Annotated in this window: 13 protein-coding genes; 11 read left to right on the top strand and 2 right to left on the bottom strand. The window is 35.6% G+C overall.

Going from position 1 to position 17,246, the window contains the following annotated elements:
- Positions 1-155 precede the first annotated feature (155 nt).
- The 11 genes from AC13EX_RS01275 (at position 156) to AC13EX_RS01225 (ending at position 12,216) form a co-directional block, all read left to right on the top strand.
- Positions 156-1,571 (top strand): acyltransferase, encoded by a 1,416-nt coding sequence (locus AC13EX_RS01275; RefSeq protein WP_482891231.1) that lies wholly within the window; start codon positions 156-158, stop codon positions 1,569-1,571.
- A 602-nt stretch (positions 1,572-2,173) separates the two neighbouring features.
- Complete coding sequence (locus AC13EX_RS01270; RefSeq protein ID WP_482891230.1) at positions 2,174-3,064, top strand: glycosyltransferase family 2 protein; 891 nt, start codon at positions 2,174-2,176, stop codon at positions 3,062-3,064.
- Positions 3,065-3,075: 11 nt separating this feature from the next.
- Complete coding sequence (locus AC13EX_RS01265) at positions 3,076-4,206, top strand: hypothetical protein (protein ID WP_482891229.1); 1,131 nt, start codon at positions 3,076-3,078, stop codon at positions 4,204-4,206.
- Positions 4,199-5,155 (top strand): glycosyltransferase family 2 protein, encoded by a 957-nt coding sequence (locus AC13EX_RS01260; RefSeq protein WP_482891228.1) that lies wholly within the window; start codon positions 4,199-4,201, stop codon positions 5,153-5,155. The genes AC13EX_RS01265 and AC13EX_RS01260 overlap by 8 nt, the downstream gene beginning before the upstream one ends.
- Before the next feature lie 220 nt (positions 5,156-5,375).
- Positions 5,376-6,353: an O-antigen ligase family protein gene (locus AC13EX_RS01255; protein WP_482891227.1), complete on the top strand. Its 978-nt coding sequence runs from the start codon at positions 5,376-5,378 to the stop codon at positions 6,351-6,353.
- A 1-nt stretch (position 6,354) separates the two neighbouring features.
- A complete protein-coding gene (locus AC13EX_RS01250; RefSeq protein WP_482891226.1) occupies positions 6,355-7,221 on the top strand; it encodes a glycosyltransferase family 2 protein in 867 nt (288 codons plus the stop codon).
- On the top strand, positions 7,221-7,718 hold the full coding sequence (gene pssD / locus AC13EX_RS01245) for a PssD/Cps14F family polysaccharide biosynthesis glycosyltransferase (protein WP_482891225.1): 498 nt from the start codon (positions 7,221-7,223) through the stop codon (positions 7,716-7,718). The genes AC13EX_RS01250 and pssD overlap by 1 nt, the downstream gene beginning before the upstream one ends.
- Entirely contained in the window at positions 7,715-8,176 is a 462-nt protein-coding gene (gene pssE / locus AC13EX_RS01240; RefSeq protein WP_482891224.1) for a PssE/Cps14G family polysaccharide biosynthesis glycosyltransferase, read from the top strand. Before pssD ends, pssE begins: the two co-directional genes overlap by 4 nt.
- Positions 8,177-8,200: 24 nt before the next feature.
- Positions 8,201-9,874 (top strand): capsule assembly Wzi family protein, encoded by a 1,674-nt coding sequence (locus tag AC13EX_RS01235; RefSeq protein WP_482891223.1) that lies wholly within the window; start codon positions 8,201-8,203, stop codon positions 9,872-9,874.
- A 38-nt stretch (positions 9,875-9,912) separates the two neighbouring features.
- The gene (locus AC13EX_RS01230; protein ID WP_048640537.1) at positions 9,913-10,965 is read left to right on the top strand and encodes an NAD-dependent epimerase; all 1,053 of its coding nucleotides are present in this window, start codon (positions 9,913-9,915) and stop codon (positions 10,963-10,965) included.
- An 84-nt stretch (positions 10,966-11,049) separates the two neighbouring features.
- On the top strand, positions 11,050-12,216 hold the full coding sequence (locus AC13EX_RS01225; protein WP_048640536.1) for a glycosyltransferase family 4 protein: 1,167 nt from the start codon (positions 11,050-11,052) through the stop codon (positions 12,214-12,216).
- A gap of 343 nt (positions 12,217-12,559) precedes the next feature.
- Here AC13EX_RS01225 and AC13EX_RS01220 read toward each other — a convergent pair whose 3' ends face one another.
- Positions 12,560-13,447 carry a hydroxypyruvate isomerase family protein gene (locus tag AC13EX_RS01220; RefSeq protein ID WP_048640535.1) on the bottom strand — a complete coding sequence of 296 codons (888 nt, stop codon included), beginning with the start codon at positions 13,445-13,447 and terminating at the stop codon, positions 12,560-12,562.
- A gap of 83 nt (positions 13,448-13,530) precedes the next feature.
- Positions 13,531-16,614 (bottom strand): PVC-type heme-binding CxxCH protein, encoded by a 3,084-nt coding sequence (locus AC13EX_RS01215; protein ID WP_482891222.1) that lies wholly within the window; start codon positions 16,612-16,614, stop codon positions 13,531-13,533.
- Between the last annotated feature and the right edge of the window lie 632 nt (positions 16,615-17,246).

The raw sequence follows: 17,246 nt of genomic DNA, 5'->3' as shown, positions 1-17,246 counted from the left end.
TAAACTATTCTCTGTTCTAATTATTTTGATCTAAAGGAAGTGAGGCAATTATTATCAATATAATGGTTTATTTTAGGTTCAGGCTAAGTAACTTTATCGTTTAACATATTCTGATTTTAATAGTTAGGATAATTCAGAACAAATCAGTGTGATAAATGAAAAAGGTACTGGATAAAGTATACTATAGGATATGCTTGTTCTTTTATTTTAAATATAAGACCATCACCAATTGGTTTTATGCTGAGCGATTAAGAAGAGAAATTCTAGTAATTGGTACGGGTGTAAATATTGATGGTAAGATTAAGGTCAATTGTCCAAGAGGTTTAACTCTTGGTAATAATGTTAATTTGGGAAGTGAACTTTATATAGACGCTAGAGCTGGGGTTTCCATAGGGGATCATACACATATTTCACGGAGGGTTTCTATTTATAGTACAAATCGTAATTTTGAGGGTCAATTGTTGCCCTTTGACCATACGTTTATAGGCCAACCCGTAGTTATAAAAGAAGGTGTATGGATAGGTATGAATGTTTCTATAAATTCTGGTGTAACCATAGGAGAGGGGGCAATATTGGGCATGGGAGCTACGATAAGTGAAAACGTGGAGCCCTATGAGATTGTTGTTTCATCAGGACAAAGAGCAATAGGTAAGCGGAATTCTGAGGAGTTTCGTAAAAAACTAAATAAAAATCAAGTTGGTGGATTAAATGGTAAAACTATAGAAGAATCTCTAAAGAAGAACTTCAGATTAAATCCTATTTCCCAATCAGATTCCAGAATGGGCTTAGTGTTCGTTCTTTCTACAGGACGGGCTGGGTCTAAATCCCTAGCCAGTATTTTGGAAAATGTAGAAGAAGTGTCAGCATTTCATGAACCAATTTACTTTTTTTTAAAAACATTAACAGCTCGATTTCTTTGTGGAAAGGTAACTAGAAAAGAGGTCAAAGAGCAATTAATAGAAGTTTATAAGGGTTTGTCTATAATAAAGCCAGGGACAATTTATGTAGAGTCGGATCAGAAGTTAGTAGGAATACTAGATATTTTAGATGAAGTATTTCCTAAAGCCAAGTACATTTGGCTGATAAGGAATCCATATAGTTTTTCACTTTCTTCGAGTTCAAGAGGTTGGTTCTCCGATGGTGATGAAATTCACTTTAATTCCAAAGGCCGAGCGATAATAAATCCAAAATATCATTCTGAGGGATTGCGAAACTTCCTTGTCCATGGGAAGGATATTACTTCGGATGGTTTTAAAGAGCTATCCATTTTTGATAGAAATATTCTTTATTGGAAAATATGGAATGGGAAAATCAACCAATTTTTCACGAGACTTCCTGAAGGCAGAAAACTATTTGTTCGGTTGGAAGAGTTAGATGCTAACCTTATTAAAGTGAGATCCTTTTTAGAATTAAGTGAAAAGATTATACTTAAAAATATTCAAACAAATAAGGTGAAAGGTGGGCATAAAAAGATTTACGAAAACACTAAAACCAAATTAAATTCCCATATAGAAAATTGTAAGGTGGACATTTCATTAGAAATTAAGCAATGGTATCCAGAGAGCCAATAGTTTATTGTCAATTTAGGGGGAGATGTATTGCTTTTTTTGAGGTTAAAATTGAAAACTGTACTATATATAGGAATAATTATCGATTCGATTCGAATAATTCATCTTTAAAATTTTATCTATCTACAGTAATAGTTTAACCCGAATTATGTAATAGGATTCGTAATGAGTGTTGCAATCGAAAGAAAATCAGACTGTTTAGAGATTTTAGCATAGCACCGCTATGGTGAAATTGAAAACAGCAACGAAGTAGCTGATTTTAAAGCGATTTCAGCACGTAATAGAATGTCTATTGCATATTTCGGGTTTAACACAATGTCTTGTTAAAAATTACCGAAAAATCAAGGTATTAATAATAGATGATGAAACTTGATTAAGCCATCAAACCCAATCAAAATGGGATAAAGAAAGAGCCTGAAATGAATTTTTGATTTTAATATCTTGAGATTCCCATTTAAAAGTTAGCCAGGAAGGTTTAAGATTGAGAGGATGTTTAAGATGAAGAGGTTTGGGAATCGTTTGAAATAGTATTGTGAAATTTTGTTAACACCTCTTTGTCCCATTTGGAATTTATTACAATATACAATGTATGAAGAGGAAGTTTAATGGATAGTGAAAAAAAACTTACAATAAAAGTTTCAGTTATTATTCCAACTTATAGGGATTGGGATAGACTAGAACTATGTTTGAAAGCACTAGAAAGACAAAGCTTTCCTTCTGAAAAATTTGAGGTCATTGTAATTAATAATGACCCTTCAGATTCTGTACCAAATTGGCTGTCAATCAATGGATGGAGAGTTATTGAAGAAAAAAAACCAGGCTCCTATGCAGCAAGAAATTCAGGTATTAGGAAAGCCAAGGGTGAAATTCTTGCATTTACAGATTCAGATTGTATACCAGATAAGGATTGGCTTTTAGAAGGGGTAGGGGAGTTAGAAAAATCGGGGGTTTCTAGGCTTGGAGGGAAGATAGAATTATTTAAACCTAAAAATGGAAGCCGATACGCATTCGTTTACGAAAAATACCTTGCCTTTCAGCAAGAGAGGAATGTTAAGGTATTTAAAAAGTCAGTAACAGGTAATTTCTTCTCTAAGAAATTTCTTTTTGATAAATATGGTTATTTCGATGAAAGTTTAATGTCCGGAGGTGATTTTTTCTGGAATCTTAAATTAAGTGCTTTGGGTGAAGAAATAGCTTATGCTGAATTGGCAACTATAAACCATCCTTCCAGAGAATCAATTATTATGATTGCCAACAAAAAGCAGCGAACAATTTTAGGATATTATAAAGAGACGTATTCTTCGCTAAATTTTGGAAAGCAAATATTGACCCTATTTAAAAGGGTATTGCCACCCATTTTCAGGATAAACTATATCCGGTTTGAGTCTATTTCAGACTATTTTCGGGTACTGATGATTAGATGGTATGTGGAATTAGTAGGAGTAAAATATTTAATAAAATTGAAGTGGGCAGATAGAAAAGCCAAAACCAATTAAAGTTGCGTCTAATGAATAAACGAATTTCCCATATGGACCGATTTATTAAAAAATCGCTCCAAGAACAAGAAATATTAATTAAGGACTTAATTAATTTAATTATTGTCTTTAAAAAATGGATTGTCATTGTTGCAGTGACAGTTTTCTCCTTAGGGTTGGTTTATCTTCTGACATCTTCTGAAGAGTTCACTACTTCTTCCAAATTATTGATGGAGCAGTCTAGCGGATTAAATTCAAAAGCCCTTGGTGGCTTGGCATCCATTACTGGCTTAGGGAATCTAGGTATAGGAAATCAAAATACTGAGGCCTTACCTCCAGATTTGATTCCAGAGCTTGTTTTAGAAAGTGATTTCTTAGAGAAATTACTTTATGAAAAAGTTTATTTAAAAGAAGCAAGTGATAGTGTTTCTCTTGTGGAATTTGTCAACGAATATGAAAAATATAATTTTTACTACCATTTAGTAAGGTTGCCTAGTAAAGTGAAATCTATGTTTTTACCCAATACAAATGTAGAAACAGAAAAAAATGACACGTCTATTTCTCATGAAGATGAAGCCATATTGGCATTTGATGCAAGAGAAAGAAAAACAATTGCACAACTAAGAAAAAGAATTGAAGTAGAAAAGGAAGATCGGCTATTATTGATTAAAACAAAAATGCCAGAACCATTAGCAAGTGCACAGCTAAATGAAATTTTAAGCCGTTTCCTAAAAGAATATTTGACCAAAATAATATTGGATAAGGACCTTAAGAATTTTGAGTTTATAGAAGAAAGGACTAAAGAGGCTAAGAAAAGAGTAGAGCAAACGCAGAAAAAATTAGCGAACTTCAGAGACGGAAACAGAGGGATAAATTCCCAACTATTAAAGACGGAAGAAGACAGACTTCTGGCTGATTTTAATTTAGAGTTTAGTGTTTATAATTCATTGGCACAGCAAATGGAACAGTCAAGGATTAAAGTGCAAAATGCGACTCCTTTAATGACTGTTTTCCAGAAGCCTCAATTGCCTACCAATCCTAGTGAACCAAAGTTTTTATTATTGGGAATTGTCTTTCTTGTATTAGGCGGGATTTTAGGGATTTTGTTCTTCTTTGGACTTTTAATTTTAAGGATGCTAACAATTCATTTTTCACATGTTTAGCATAATTATACCTATTTACAATAAGTTTCCACATTTAGACCGATCCATAAACTCGGTATTGAATCAAAAATTTGGGGAATGGGAACTCATTCTGGTAGATGATGGGTCTTCTGATGGAAGCTTTGAAAAAGCGAAGTCATATACTGATAAAAGAATACAGGTATTTCAGAGAAAGCAGCCTGGGCCTGGTGGTTATGCTGCCAGAAACTTAGGCATAGCTAAAGCTAAATACGATTGGGTGGCGTTTCTAGATGCCGATGATGAGTGGATGGACCATCATTTAATAACTTTTTTGGAATTAATTAATTTTCAACCTGAAGCTAAAATCCTTTCCACCTCTTGGACCGACAATTTTGAAGAAAACAAGGAAGGAAGATTTTTTCCTAACACCTATAATAAAAGACATCATTCTAAAGGAATACATGAAATAGACCTCAAGAAATTTTTGAAAAACAGTATAGATGGAGCACCACCATTTTGGACAGGTGCTGTCGGTTTCCGTACTGAGTTGCTTAAAGAAATAGGAGGTTTTCCTGAGGGAAGATGTAAAAGAGGTGGCGATGTAGATACTTGGTTGAGGGCCATCTTTTATGGAGAGTTGGCCATTTGGTCCCCTGAATTAACCGTTGTTTATCATAGAGACTCTGTAAATATGGTAACTAAGGTAGAAGGGTTTGAATTGGGTTGCGAGTCAACTACTGTTCAAAAATTGGCCTCTTTAACTATTGACGATCAAGTCAGCAGTTTGTTGTATAAGTTTTTAAATGCCAGGGTGGTGAGCAGGTGGCTACAAACTTTAAGAGTGGGAAAAAATCCTGATTCTTTGTGGGGTAAAGTAAAGTGGAAGCACTTAACTAAAAAGGGCTTAGTAATTACATTTTGGTCTATTTTACCTTCAAGTGTAACCAAGCAGCTATATCGATTAATAAGTAAAGGCAAGTACGATTAAATCAAACTGATTGAAATTATCCATACCTAATAGTATTCAATTTAAAGAAATCCAGAAATGGGATTTTTTTTCTGTGTTAATAATGGCTCTACTCTTTATGAGAGTCATGGTTGATAGATCAGGATTGGGTGCAGTTATAGGTCTGGCTTTGCTAGGCTGTTTCTTTTTATTACTAATTTTTAGGTTAAGGTTGCCGAAATACCTACTCCTTTATTCTTCTTTGTTTTTCCTATTAATTGGGTATGCATTTATTAATGCTGTTAATATACATGGTGAACCATTTTTTACCGCTCGAGGAGTTATTCGTTATTTCTCGTATTTCGCAGTATTTATTTTAGCCTATTACAGTAAGATTACTTTTAAACAAGTATTTTGGTTATATACAATAATAGTTCTAATACAGAGTGTTTTAGCAGTGTTCCAATTTGCATTTTCGGGTGTTGAAAGACCTAGTGGGACATTTATTAATTCAAATCACTTTAGTTATTTTCTAGTCCCTTATTTTGCCATTTTACTGATTGTTTACAACAAGTACTTACCTGCATTTTTTGTTTTCCTTTTGTCTGCTTTTTTAGGAGGAATGGGAGGGGTTATCAGTTTATTATTGGTCCTTTTTCTATTTTTATCGCATTATGCTAGGCGTTGGCAAAAGATAGTTGCCATTGCTTTATTCCCTTTATTCATCGCTGGGGCCGGGTTTTTAATGCAAAAAAGAGTAAAAGAATTAACCGATATTACAGCTATTTCAGAAAGATTGTCGGAAAACCAAGCCGGTGGAGGTAGCTCTCTTGTGTGGAGGATTGTTACCTGGAAATTAATGTACGACGAACTTGTAGAGAAAGATGGACTTTACACTGGAATGGGTTTAGAATATGCCTCATTAGTAAGTCCCTATTTTTTAGAAAGTAGTATAAGGGAGCCACATAATGATTATTTGAGAATTCTTTTAGAGTTTGGTTTGTTTGGGTTTATTCTATTTGTATATGGCATGTATTATGGTTTGTATAGATTAAGGAAGAATGCAATTGAGTTGAATTCAACACGTTATTATGCCATTTACGCTGCTTTGGCAGCGATTTATTTAGGAATGATTGTTGGTAATATTGTAGTATTAAACACCCTTTGGTGGTTGTTATTAACTATTATTGCAATTATGCATAAAGATGATAAACAAATAGAATTTAAAGCGTCCGTATAAAATGAAAGGAAAACTTGCTATAGTAACACCAGCAAAAAATGAATCCAAAAATATACCTAATTTGGTAAAAAGTATGGCTGGGCAAACTAGAAGACCAGACCTGTGGATTTTTATTAATGACGGGAGTACAGACGATACGGTGGATGTTTTTAAAGAAGAGATTCAAAAGTATAATTCTGATTTTGAAAACACTGAAATTAAACTTGTCGATTATGAGGATGAGGATAAATCTTATGCTCTAGGCCCAAAGTATAGCAGGATTATTAAATTTGGATTGAACAGAATTTTGGATCATGAGAAAGATTCTAAATTTGAATTTGTTGGAATACTTGATAGTGATGTATTCCCAGAGAAGGTTTACTACCAAGTACTTTTGGAGAAATTTGAAAGCAAACCAAAACTTGGAATTGCTTCTGCCTCTAAACAAAAAGAGGATTATGGCACGGAAATTATAACAAGTTATGTAAACAAGAGTTTTGCTCCCAGTGGTTTCAGGGTGTGGCGTAGAGCTTGTTTAGATCAAACTGATTATACAATTTCAGTATCTCAGGATTCTGTATCAGCAGCAAAAGCCATAATGATGGGATGGAAAGTAGAATCCTTTCCTGAGTTGGAAGTTAGTCTAAGACAGCGCGGAGCAAAATTTGGCTATGAATATTATGGGAAATCAGCCTATATGCGTCATGTTCCATATCTTTATGTGTTGGCAGGTGCTGCAAGAATGTATTTTTCGGGAAAGAAAGCTGATGCAAGACAGTATATCAAAGGGTACAATGAGTCAGCCAAAAATAAAATCAATAGAATTGAGGATCCATTGGCTATAAAGTATTTTAAAAATAGGTTTTTTTATAAAATAATAGGTAAATAATGAAACCTAAAGTTATACTCTTAATTTATGGCTCAGGGGGACATAGGGCCCAAATGGAAAAATTGCTTGATAGAATTAAAAAGGAGTACGAAGGAACACAAGTTAAGTTTATCGGGGTTTCAGAAAGTGAAGCTTCTATTCACCATCCTATTATTGTTGAAACTTACGAACAGCCTCCTTTTAGAAATAAGTATTTTTCTATAATGAATCTGTTGAGCATTCCACTTAAATATTATAATTTTATTTCATGCTTTTTTAAGATTCAAAGAAAATACAATGTGCTTTCCATTATTTCAACTGGTCCTGGATTGGCTATCCCATTTTCGGTAATGTTTAAAATGAAAAACTGTAGGATAGTTTTTATTGAAACCTGGTCGCGCTTTGAAACCCAGTCTTATGCGGGAAAAACAATGTACAGGTTAGCAGATAAATTTTATATACAAAATAAATCTTTAGCAAAATTTTACCCTAAGGCCATTTACTCCGGATTATTATGAGAATATTGGTAACAGTCGGAACGACTAGATTTGACTCTCTAATAAAGTATCTAGATGAAACATTTGCAGGTCTGGATTTTGAATTTACTTTTCAAATAGCCGATGGTAAATATGAACCTGTTAATTTCCCGTTTTTTACTTTTAGTTCTGATATCAATACTTATTATAAAGAAAGTGATTTGGTAATTTGTCATGCTGGAGCAGGTACAATTTATAAATTACTAGAATCCAGAAAGAAGGTGATAATTGTTCCAAATACTGAAAGAACAGATAATCATCAATTGGACATAGCGAAATATATGGGGGCTAATGGATATGCGGTTACAGTTAAAGATTTCACTTTGTTACCTGAATCAATTCAAAAAGCCAGCCATTTTGATTTTAGGATATTTGAAAAACACGATTTTGATAAAACCAGAGAAATCATTTCATTTTGTTTAGGGAAACTTGAAAACTAGTATATTCAGCAATAATACATGACAATGAAAGACCAATTACAATGGTGGCTGATTATTCTGCTCTTTTTTTCGAGTACAATAGCCATTTTCCCTCAAAACATGGCTCCTGGGACGCCTGTTTTGGAAGAGTATGGCAGAAGAGAACAATTGCTATCGAATAGTTTAGATTCCTTAAAACCACAAGGCTTTAGGCCAGACCTTTCTATTAAAGCTTTATTTGCAAAACCAGAGGAAAATACTCAAAAAGTATATGGTTTTTCGGTTTTACCTGTACAATCTAAAATACAGTACAATAGCAAGAGGCCTTATGGTTACGGAGGATATGGCATGCACAATGGAAGGGGGTATGAACAATACCTAAGCGCTGGGCTATATGGATATTTAGGGATTTTACATCTTCAATTACAGCCAGAATTTGTATATTCTCAAAATAAAAGCTATCAGGGATTTAGCAGTGATTTTCCTATTGAAGTTTTAGTGGATAGGTTCCATTTTTGGAATAGAAATGATCGTCCAGAGTTGCTGGCAAAAGGGAATTCCAATAGTTTATGGTGGGGACAATCTAGTCTTACGGCCAAATTTGGAGGTTTTGAAACGGGGATTTCAACACGAAGCATATGGTGGGGGCCAGGTCAATGGAACTCCTTGACATTTTCAGGAAATGCTGAAAGCTTCCCTCATTTAACGTTAAATTCTCACCGCCCATTAAAGACCTTTTTAGGTCAATTTGAAGGTCAGTTGATAGTGGGGCGCTTAGAGAGTTCTGGAATGGCTGCTTCGCAAAATGATGGACTCAATGAGAGGTTTTTCCTACCATTGGATGAAGATTGGAGATATCTGAATGCGATAATGATCAATTACCAGCCCAAGTGGGTGCCAGGGTTGTTTTTGGGCTTTTCTCGAACATTTCAGCAATACAATGATAAAAGAGGTACACAGTTTCGTGATTACATGCCGATCTTCGATGCCTTCCAAAAAGAAAAATTCTTTGACGACGGGAATTCAGTGGCCTTTGATAGTGAGGCTAGGGACCAGCAGGCTACGTTATTTATGCGATTTGTAAACAAAAAAGCAAAAATTGAAATTTATGGAGAATATGGTAGAAGAGACCATGCTTTAAACTGGAGGGATGCAATACTTAATCCAGAGCATTCTCGAGCTTATCTAATGGGTTTTCAAAAGCTTGTCACTTTGGCAAAACAAAATACCTATCTTCAAATCCGTAGCGAAATTCTACATCAACAGGAGTCTGTAAACAGATATATTCGCTATTTAGGACTTGGAGGGAGAACATCTTGGGCCACACATTATCAAGTAAGAGGATTTACTAATCGAGGTAAAGCCTTAGGCTCTGGTATAGGGACAGGTAGTAATAGTCAAACTTTTGAAGTTTCCGTTGTTGAGGGGTTCAACAAGTTGGGGATTATGGTGGAAAGAATAGCCAATCACCAGGACTTTTATTATAGAGCTTTTGGGCAGGATGAGAAGACTCTTCCTTGGGTTGATTTTACTTTAGGCGTATTAGCTGACCGACAATGGAATAACTTTCTGGTTGGTTCCCAATTTCAATTGGTAAATGGGAAAAATTATCAGTGGCAAAGCGATCCACTTAGCACTTCTGCATTTCCAAAAAACAAAAGCATGTTGTCCTTTCATGGGAGGATTCATTTGGTGTATTTATGGGGTGGAATTAAATGAAATTCATCCTTTCTTTATAATAGCGACAAAAAATTAAAATGAAAATATTAGTTACTGGAACTGCAGGTTTCATTGGCATGCATTTGGCAAAAAAGCTTTTGGATAGAGGTGATGAAGTGGTTGGATTGGATAGTATTAATGATTATTATGATGTAAACCTTAAAAAAGATCGATTGAGAGTAACAGGTATAGAGCCAAATAATATAAAATATGGGCAGCCTATCAAAAGTATAAATTATCCTAATTACACTTTCTTACAATTAAATCTTGAAGATAAGGAAAGTATTCTTAATCTATTTAAAGACCAAAAATTTGATAAAGTAGTCAATCTAGCGGCTCAAGCAGGAGTAAGGTATTCTTTGACAAACCCAGATGTTTATATTCAATCTAATATTGTTGGTTTTGGTAATATACTGGAAGCTTGTCGGTACAATGATATTCAGCACCTGACATATGCCTCATCCAGTTCTATATATGGAATGAATACTGAAATGCCATTTTCTACGAGTCAAAATGTGGATCATCCGGTTTCTGTTTATGCTGCTTCTAAGAAGTCAAATGAGTTAATGGCACATACTTATAGCCATCTTTTTGATCTTCCGACAACAGGATTAAGGTTTTTTACTGTATACGGACCTTGGGGTAGACCAGATATGGCACTATTTCTGTTTACAAAAGCTATACTTGAAGGAAATCCTATTCAAGTATTCAATTATGGAGAAATGCATAGAGATTTTACCTTTGTGGGGGATATAGTAGAAGGGGTTTTGAACGTGTTGGATAACCCTGCAATTCCAAATCCAAATTGGACCTTAGAAACTGGAGATGTTAGTAAATCTAAAGCCCCATATGCTATTTATAATATTGGCAACTCTAATCCTATCCGATTAATGGACTTTATAAAGGTTATTGAGGATTGTTTGGGACTTGAAGCTAAACTTGAATTGCTTCCACTTCAACCAGGTGATGTCCCGGCTACCTTTGCAGATACTTCACCACTTGAACAAGAGCTTGGTTATAAACCGGATACCCCATTAAGTTATGGTGTTGGCCAATTTGTAGATTGGTATAGGAATTATTATAATGTTTAATATTTTATAGGTTTATATTAAATTTTTAGTGAAATTTTAATATTATAAGGTCCTAATGTGTATTTTTGTTAAAATTCTTTTCTTATGAATATTTTTCTGGCAACAGTCACTTCTTTTTTCTTTGGTTTTTTAATGACGCCTGTGCTGATTTTGATCCTAAAGAAGATCAAATTTACTGAGTCACCAGGTGGAAGAAGGATACATGCTGGAAGTATTCCCTCAATGGGAGGGATTGCCATTGTTTTTGCTACTTTCGTTGGCTTATTTGCATGGCTTAGTTTCGATCAAATTGTAGAAACACGCTATTTTTTAGTTGGTCTTGCGATTATGTTCTCAGTGGGTTTGAGAGATGATCTTATTGAACTAACAGCCATTCAGAAACTTGTAGGACAGTCCATTCCTGCATTTTTCGTTATCGTGATGGCTGATATTAGAATATCAAGTTTATACGGTTTTATGGGGATTTATGAAATCCCTTATCTTATAAGTGTTGCAGTTACTTTCTTTGCAATTTTAGCATTAACCAATTCCTTTAACTTAATTGATGGTGCGGATGGATTAGCAGGTACGCTTAGTCTGGTGACTTTAAGCATACTTGGTTTTTGGTTTTATACTGCAGGAATGATTTCTTACAGTTTAATTTCATTTACTTTGGTAGGTGGGATTTTGGCCTTTTTAGTATTTAACTGGCATCCAGCTAAAATCTTTATGGGGGACACTGGATCCTTAAGTGTAGGATTTAGCCTTACCGTTTTAGTAATCTTATTTGTTGATAAAACAGGGCTCATGGCTCCTTGGGAGGGATTAAAATTAAATGCACCCTTTTCTGCAGGTCTGGCATTTTTAATTGTCCCTGTTTATGATACGGTTAGGATCTTTATAAAACGAACCATGAATGGCAAGTCGCCACTCAAACCAGATAAAAGTCATGTCCATCACTTTTTGATTAGAATGGGTTTACAGCATGACCAAGTATCCTTGGTGTTGGTTTTTGTAAAATTAGGCTTTATTTCCATTGTCTTTTTTGGTTACTCTTTGAGTGATCATGTTTTACTTCCTACCCTAGCTATTATAGCAACTATCCTAGGTATATGGATGGACAGGAATACCCTGAAGAAAGTCAAAGCCAATTGTAAAAATTCACCTTCCATTTCAGGAAAAAACACCAGTCGGACAAAGAGAAAACAAAGCAAAAGAAAACCTTCAATTGCAAAAAATATTTTCTCAAATAATGAGATCAATATGAATTGAGCTAATTATTTAGCAATTAAACAAAAAAGGCGTTGTGATTTCAACGCCTTTTTTGTTTTTAAACCCGAAATATGCAATAGACAATCTATTACGTGCTTAAAACGCTTCAAAATCAACCACTTCGTTGCTGTTTGGATATTTTTTTAGCATAGCACCGCTATAATAAAATATCCAAACAGCCTGATTTTCTTGCGATTGCAACACTTCCCGTAAACACGGGACAGGCTTCACCCCTGACATTGTCAGGGCGGAGAAATCCTATTACATAATCCGAGTTAAACTTTCTCCCAAATTATCCGGGACCTTCCATTTAGGCTACTTTGTCCTTACCTTGAAAAATGGTTTAAACATCACATATTTCAACTCCTTGTTTTAAAGAAGCCAGTTTATCCGGTCTTTTGGGGATAAATTCCTGACCTATATATCCTTTATATCCAGTGTCTAAAATAGCTTTAACAATGGCAGGATAAAACAATTCCTGGGTTTCGTCTATTTCGTTTCGACCAGGAACACCTCCCGTATGGTAATGAGAAATATAAGGATGATACTCTTTAATCGTTGCTATGACATCTCCTTCCATAATTTGCATGTGATAGATGTCATACAATAACTTCATGTTTTCAGAACCTACTTCTTTACATAATGCTACACCCCAAGCAGTATGATCGGCCTGGTAGTCCTTATGATTCACTTTACTGTTCAGAAGTTCCATGCACATTATAACGCCATGTTTTTCTGCAATAGGCATAATTTTCTTTAATCCTTGAGCGCAGTTAGTGATTCCAATTTCATCATTTAATCCATTTCTATTACCTGAGAAGCATATGATTTGCTTGTATCCTGCGGCAGCAACCTTAGGAATTACTTCTGTGTAACTCTTAATTAATTCATCATGAAGCGCTGGATTATTCCATCCTTTTTCTATTCCTAAGCCTGCCCCCCAAGGCATTGCACAATAGAGACCATATTTTGACAGTATAGGCCATTCCTCAGGCCCCGCTAATTCTATTGATTTTAGGCCGATTTCCACAGCTCCTTTGCACAAGTCTTCAAATTCTATGTCATTGTAACACCATCGACAGACAGAGTGATTTACATTGCCTTTTAATTCCAAAGGCAATTGGGCTTCTGCTGCGGATAATCGATGAGATAGTGAAGGCACGAGCATACTTGCAAGGCCTGTTCCTGCGATCTTTTTCAATGCGGTTCTTCTTGGATTAAGGTTTTTCATTTAATTTTCTTTTTTAAGAATAGACAGTAGTAAATCTTGCTTTTAGCTTTACAATTTGTCCAATTTTTTTTTTCTTTTAATCATTAGCTGTCTTTTTTCAGGGACATTAGAAAGGTCACTAGGTCAACCAGTTCCTGTGTGCTCATCGACTGTTCTAATCCTGTTGGCATCATTGAATTTTCCATTTGTTTCATTGAGGCCATATCACTGGTCTTTATGGATACAGTACTTCCTCCAGGTAGTTTTAAATCAATATCGGTTTCAGTTTGACTGGTAATGATTCCACCTAAAGTACTCCCATCTTTCATGTTGATAAGATAACCCTCATAGCCAAAACTAATTCCTGCATCGGGATGTATTATAGAAATAAATTGGGCTTCCTTGGATAGCTTGCTGCCTATCTCAGTAAGTTTAGGGCCGAAATCCATCCCTATATTCCCTGCCTGATGACATACTGCACAGTTGTTTTTAAATACCTCTAATCCCTTATCTTTATTCCCTTCCATGGCCAGTAAGCTACTCATTGAAGGAAGGGGATTGTCATTGTCCTTGGTATTGTCCAAATAACTAGCTGCTTCGGTCCTAATGTTTTTCCTCCAGGCCCGGCTTACACCAGAAACAGCCGATGCGATTAGGTCTTTTGGGATTTCATTTTCTTTTAATAGAATTAAAACTCGATCCTCACCACTGTAACTGCTACCAATTGCCGAAGCTGCTTCTTTTCTTACCATTATGGGCAAACCAGAATTGAATGTGATCTCTTCTATGATTGCAATTGACTCACTATTTCCAATTCCTTTTAACGCATTTATGGTTGGGTAAATTCTTTTTTCGTCACCACTGTATAATTCCTTAAGGATTATTTTTTTTCCACCTTGTCCCAATAGTAAGGTAGCTGCAGTTTTCCCTAAATTATTGTCATATTCTTTTATTGCCATTTGCAACAAACGGGCATTCTCTGTAGGGATGTCAAATTTTTGAACCAACTCTAAATAAGCCTCAGTTCCATAGGTCTCATTCAATGCGTTTTTTAATGCCTCTTGGGCCAAAGTAGATTCTTTTAAGTAAGATGCCGGAAGGTGAGTTAAAACAAGCTTTTTTAATTCTTTGTCGCTACCCTGACCTTCCTTACTTAATTGTTCTTCTTCAAGCATCTTTACTAAGGCCTTCGATTTTTCTTTTTGATCTGGATTAAAATCAAAAGCCCTAAAATACCTCAGCCGGTCTTTTATTGGATTATTAGTGTCTGAAGCCAATTGAGCCAATTCAGGGATGGCTTTACCAGTCCTAGATCTCCATATGATATCCTGTCCTTTTTTACTGTTGATTATTTCCTTTTCTGCTTTTTTTAACCACGTGGAATAATATTGATCCCAATTGTTTGATGCACCTATTCCCAATGCTTCTAGGTACCATCTGTCTTCTCCATCATGTTGTAAAGCTAAAGTAGCCCAAAACTCTGCAGCTTGATCCGATTTATAATTTCTTAATGCAATGGCAACCTCTCTCCTTACTTGTGGATCTTTGTCACTAACTAATTGCTGAATTATTGGAGTAAGGTCCATACCCGATTGTCTTGCAGCCCTAAATGCTGTAATTCGAATATCTGGATTGTCACTTTTCAAGGCGTTTTCAATATAGGCTACATTATTATTTCCTATTTTAGAAAGCAACCATAAGGCTCGAGCTTTAAACCTAGGGTTATTGTTCTCATTAAATACTTTTTCTAAGCCTGGTACCGCATCGTTACCTATATCTTTTAAGCTTACCCAGCCTTGGTAACGCATAGATAGGTTAGGGTTCAAAAGTGCTTCAATCGCCCCGTTTACCGTATTGAGATCATAGGAAGGGTTATTGTAGGGTTCCCCCTGCTTAGAGATTCGGAATATTCTCCCCCTGTTCAAATCTCCTGCCTGATGACCACCTACTCCTGGATCATACCAATCAGATACCATTATTGATCCATCTGGAGCAACACAAACATCTGAAGGCCTAAACCATTGGTCCTTATTTCCTTCCATTATATTTTCAATTGAGGCTTTGTAACCTGCTCCATCCTTTTTGACTGGATAGGCCCTTACCACATTTGGCCCTGCATCAGTGTGTATCATCTGGTCCCAAAAAACTTCAGGTAAAGCCCGCCCTTCATACACGACCATTCCGGTAGGTGAACCGGCTCCTGTTTGTAAAAGGTTGGGAACTACTCCAGGATCATTTAAATGCCAGTGTTGTAAGGGAATCTCTTTTTCTAAATTGGTTCTGTTAGCTCTCCAACCTGCATTGGTCATTTCATCTCTGTAGCCAAAATTCCCATATTCCATTACATAATTGATTCGCACTCCCTTGTTGCCATCATCGTCATTGTCTGATTGCCACATGGTGCCGTATGAGTCTACTGCTACTTCATAATTGTTTCTGAAATTCTGCCCTAAAACCTCTATTTCTGAAAAATCAGGGTTACTTCTGAAGACAAGTCCTTGCTTGTAATTCTCAGTATTGATTGACTTACCGTATTTATCTTTTAAAACTTGGCCATTTTTATCCGTAATCGTTCCTCCTGCATTACCGAAATTAAAATAAAATTTCCCGTCTGGCCCGAATACAAAGGCATGCATACCATGATCATGCTGCTCGCCTCCTATTCCCTTAAAAATCACTTCTTTTGTGTCTGCTTTGTCATCTCCGTCTGTATCAGTGAGAAGCCATACATAGGGGCTTTGTGAGACAATAGCCTGGTTCCCCATTACCCAAATCCCTAATGGTGCATTTAATTCTGGAGATTGGTAGAAAACGGTACTTTTATCAGCTATACCATCCCCGTCACTATCTTCTAAAATCAATATTCTATCTCCTTTTGGATTGGTTTCATTCCCGGTTAAATCTGGTCTATAATTGTATGCTTCGCAAACCCATACTCGGCCTTTATGGTCTATGTCAATATTTGTAGGGTTGGTGAGTGTCGGCTCTGAAGCAAAGACTGTTGCCTGTAACTTTTCATTTACTTTTATTCCAGACAAGGCATTTTCAGGATTTCTTTTTTCCTCTTCTGATAACTGATCAAAGGGCTTAATTAATGTTGTTTCTTTTGTATTATCCTTGCAGGAAACACCTAATAATAGACATAGAAACAGGCTCATTAACCTTATTTGGATTTTTTGGGTTGCCATTGTTTATTTGGAGTCTTTAGTTGCTAATTTCAATCTTATAATAAAAAGAAAATTACTTTATTTACCCAATATTTATAGAAATTTTTAATTATTGTTTTACCTTCTACTCCAAACTATGTTCGGTTTTCATTTTCTTTTTTTATTTTGAACTCCTTTGGTTTGGAGGGGTTTACTTAATGGTTAATTTATCCCCAAGGTTAAAGAGGAATTGTGAAAATTTAAACCTGCTAATCGAAGTCTATATTTACCCCCGCAGCTGAATACAATCATCCAGGTTTAGAAGTGCTTTGGTTTGAGGATGTGAAACCCACTTGGAGGCATGGTCTGGCCCCAATGTATTACCCTACGCATTGCACCGCTTTATTGGTAAGTGTGACAGGCTAACCAAAGTAAGTTGTCTTGGCTATAATAAGGGTGAAGGATTACTTAAACCCGAAATATGCAATAGACAATCTATAACGTGCTGAAATCGCTTCAAAATCAGCCACTTTGTTGCTGTTTTCAATTTCACCATAGCGGTGCTATGCTAAAATCTCCAAACAGCCTGATTAATTACATTCACCAAAATCCCGTAAAACATAGATTTACAAGATTGGAGTTACAGTTCTTACTGGTCTCATCTTTCAGAAAAA

The sequence above is a fragment of the Cyclobacterium sp. L-R genome, from assembly GCF_056859355.1.
This window is presented reverse-complemented; position numbering and strand designations above follow the sequence as displayed.

Excerpts from the sequence above, each read along its gene's own strand:
- AC13EX_RS01260 (WP_482891228.1), top strand. The coding sequence starts at position 4,199 with ATGTTTAGCATAATTATACCTATTTACAATAAGTTTCCACATTTAGAC.
- AC13EX_RS01215 (WP_482891222.1), bottom strand. The coding sequence starts at position 16,614 with ATGGCAACCCAAAAAATCCAAATAAGGTTAATGAGCCTGTTTCTATGT.
- AC13EX_RS01225 (WP_048640536.1), top strand. The coding sequence starts at position 11,050 with ATGAATATTTTTCTGGCAACAGTCACTTCTTTTTTCTTTGGTTTTTTA.
- pssE (WP_482891224.1), top strand. The coding sequence starts at position 7,715 with ATGAGAATATTGGTAACAGTCGGAACGACTAGATTTGACTCTCTAATA.
- AC13EX_RS01220 (WP_048640535.1), bottom strand. The coding sequence starts at position 13,447 with ATGAAAAACCTTAATCCAAGAAGAACCGCATTGAAAAAGATCGCAGGA.
- pssD (WP_482891225.1), top strand. The coding sequence starts at position 7,221 with ATGAAACCTAAAGTTATACTCTTAATTTATGGCTCAGGGGGACATAGG.
- AC13EX_RS01230 (WP_048640537.1), top strand. The coding sequence starts at position 9,913 with ATGAAAATATTAGTTACTGGAACTGCAGGTTTCATTGGCATGCATTTG.
- AC13EX_RS01275 (WP_482891231.1), top strand. The coding sequence starts at position 156 with ATGAAAAAGGTACTGGATAAAGTATACTATAGGATATGCTTGTTCTTT.
- AC13EX_RS01270 (WP_482891230.1), top strand. The coding sequence starts at position 2,174 with ATGGATAGTGAAAAAAAACTTACAATAAAAGTTTCAGTTATTATTCCA.
- AC13EX_RS01250 (WP_482891226.1), top strand. The coding sequence starts at position 6,355 with ATGAAAGGAAAACTTGCTATAGTAACACCAGCAAAAAATGAATCCAAA.
- AC13EX_RS01235 (WP_482891223.1), top strand. The coding sequence starts at position 8,201 with ATGAAAGACCAATTACAATGGTGGCTGATTATTCTGCTCTTTTTTTCG.
- AC13EX_RS01265 (WP_482891229.1), top strand. The coding sequence starts at position 3,076 with ATGAATAAACGAATTTCCCATATGGACCGATTTATTAAAAAATCGCTC.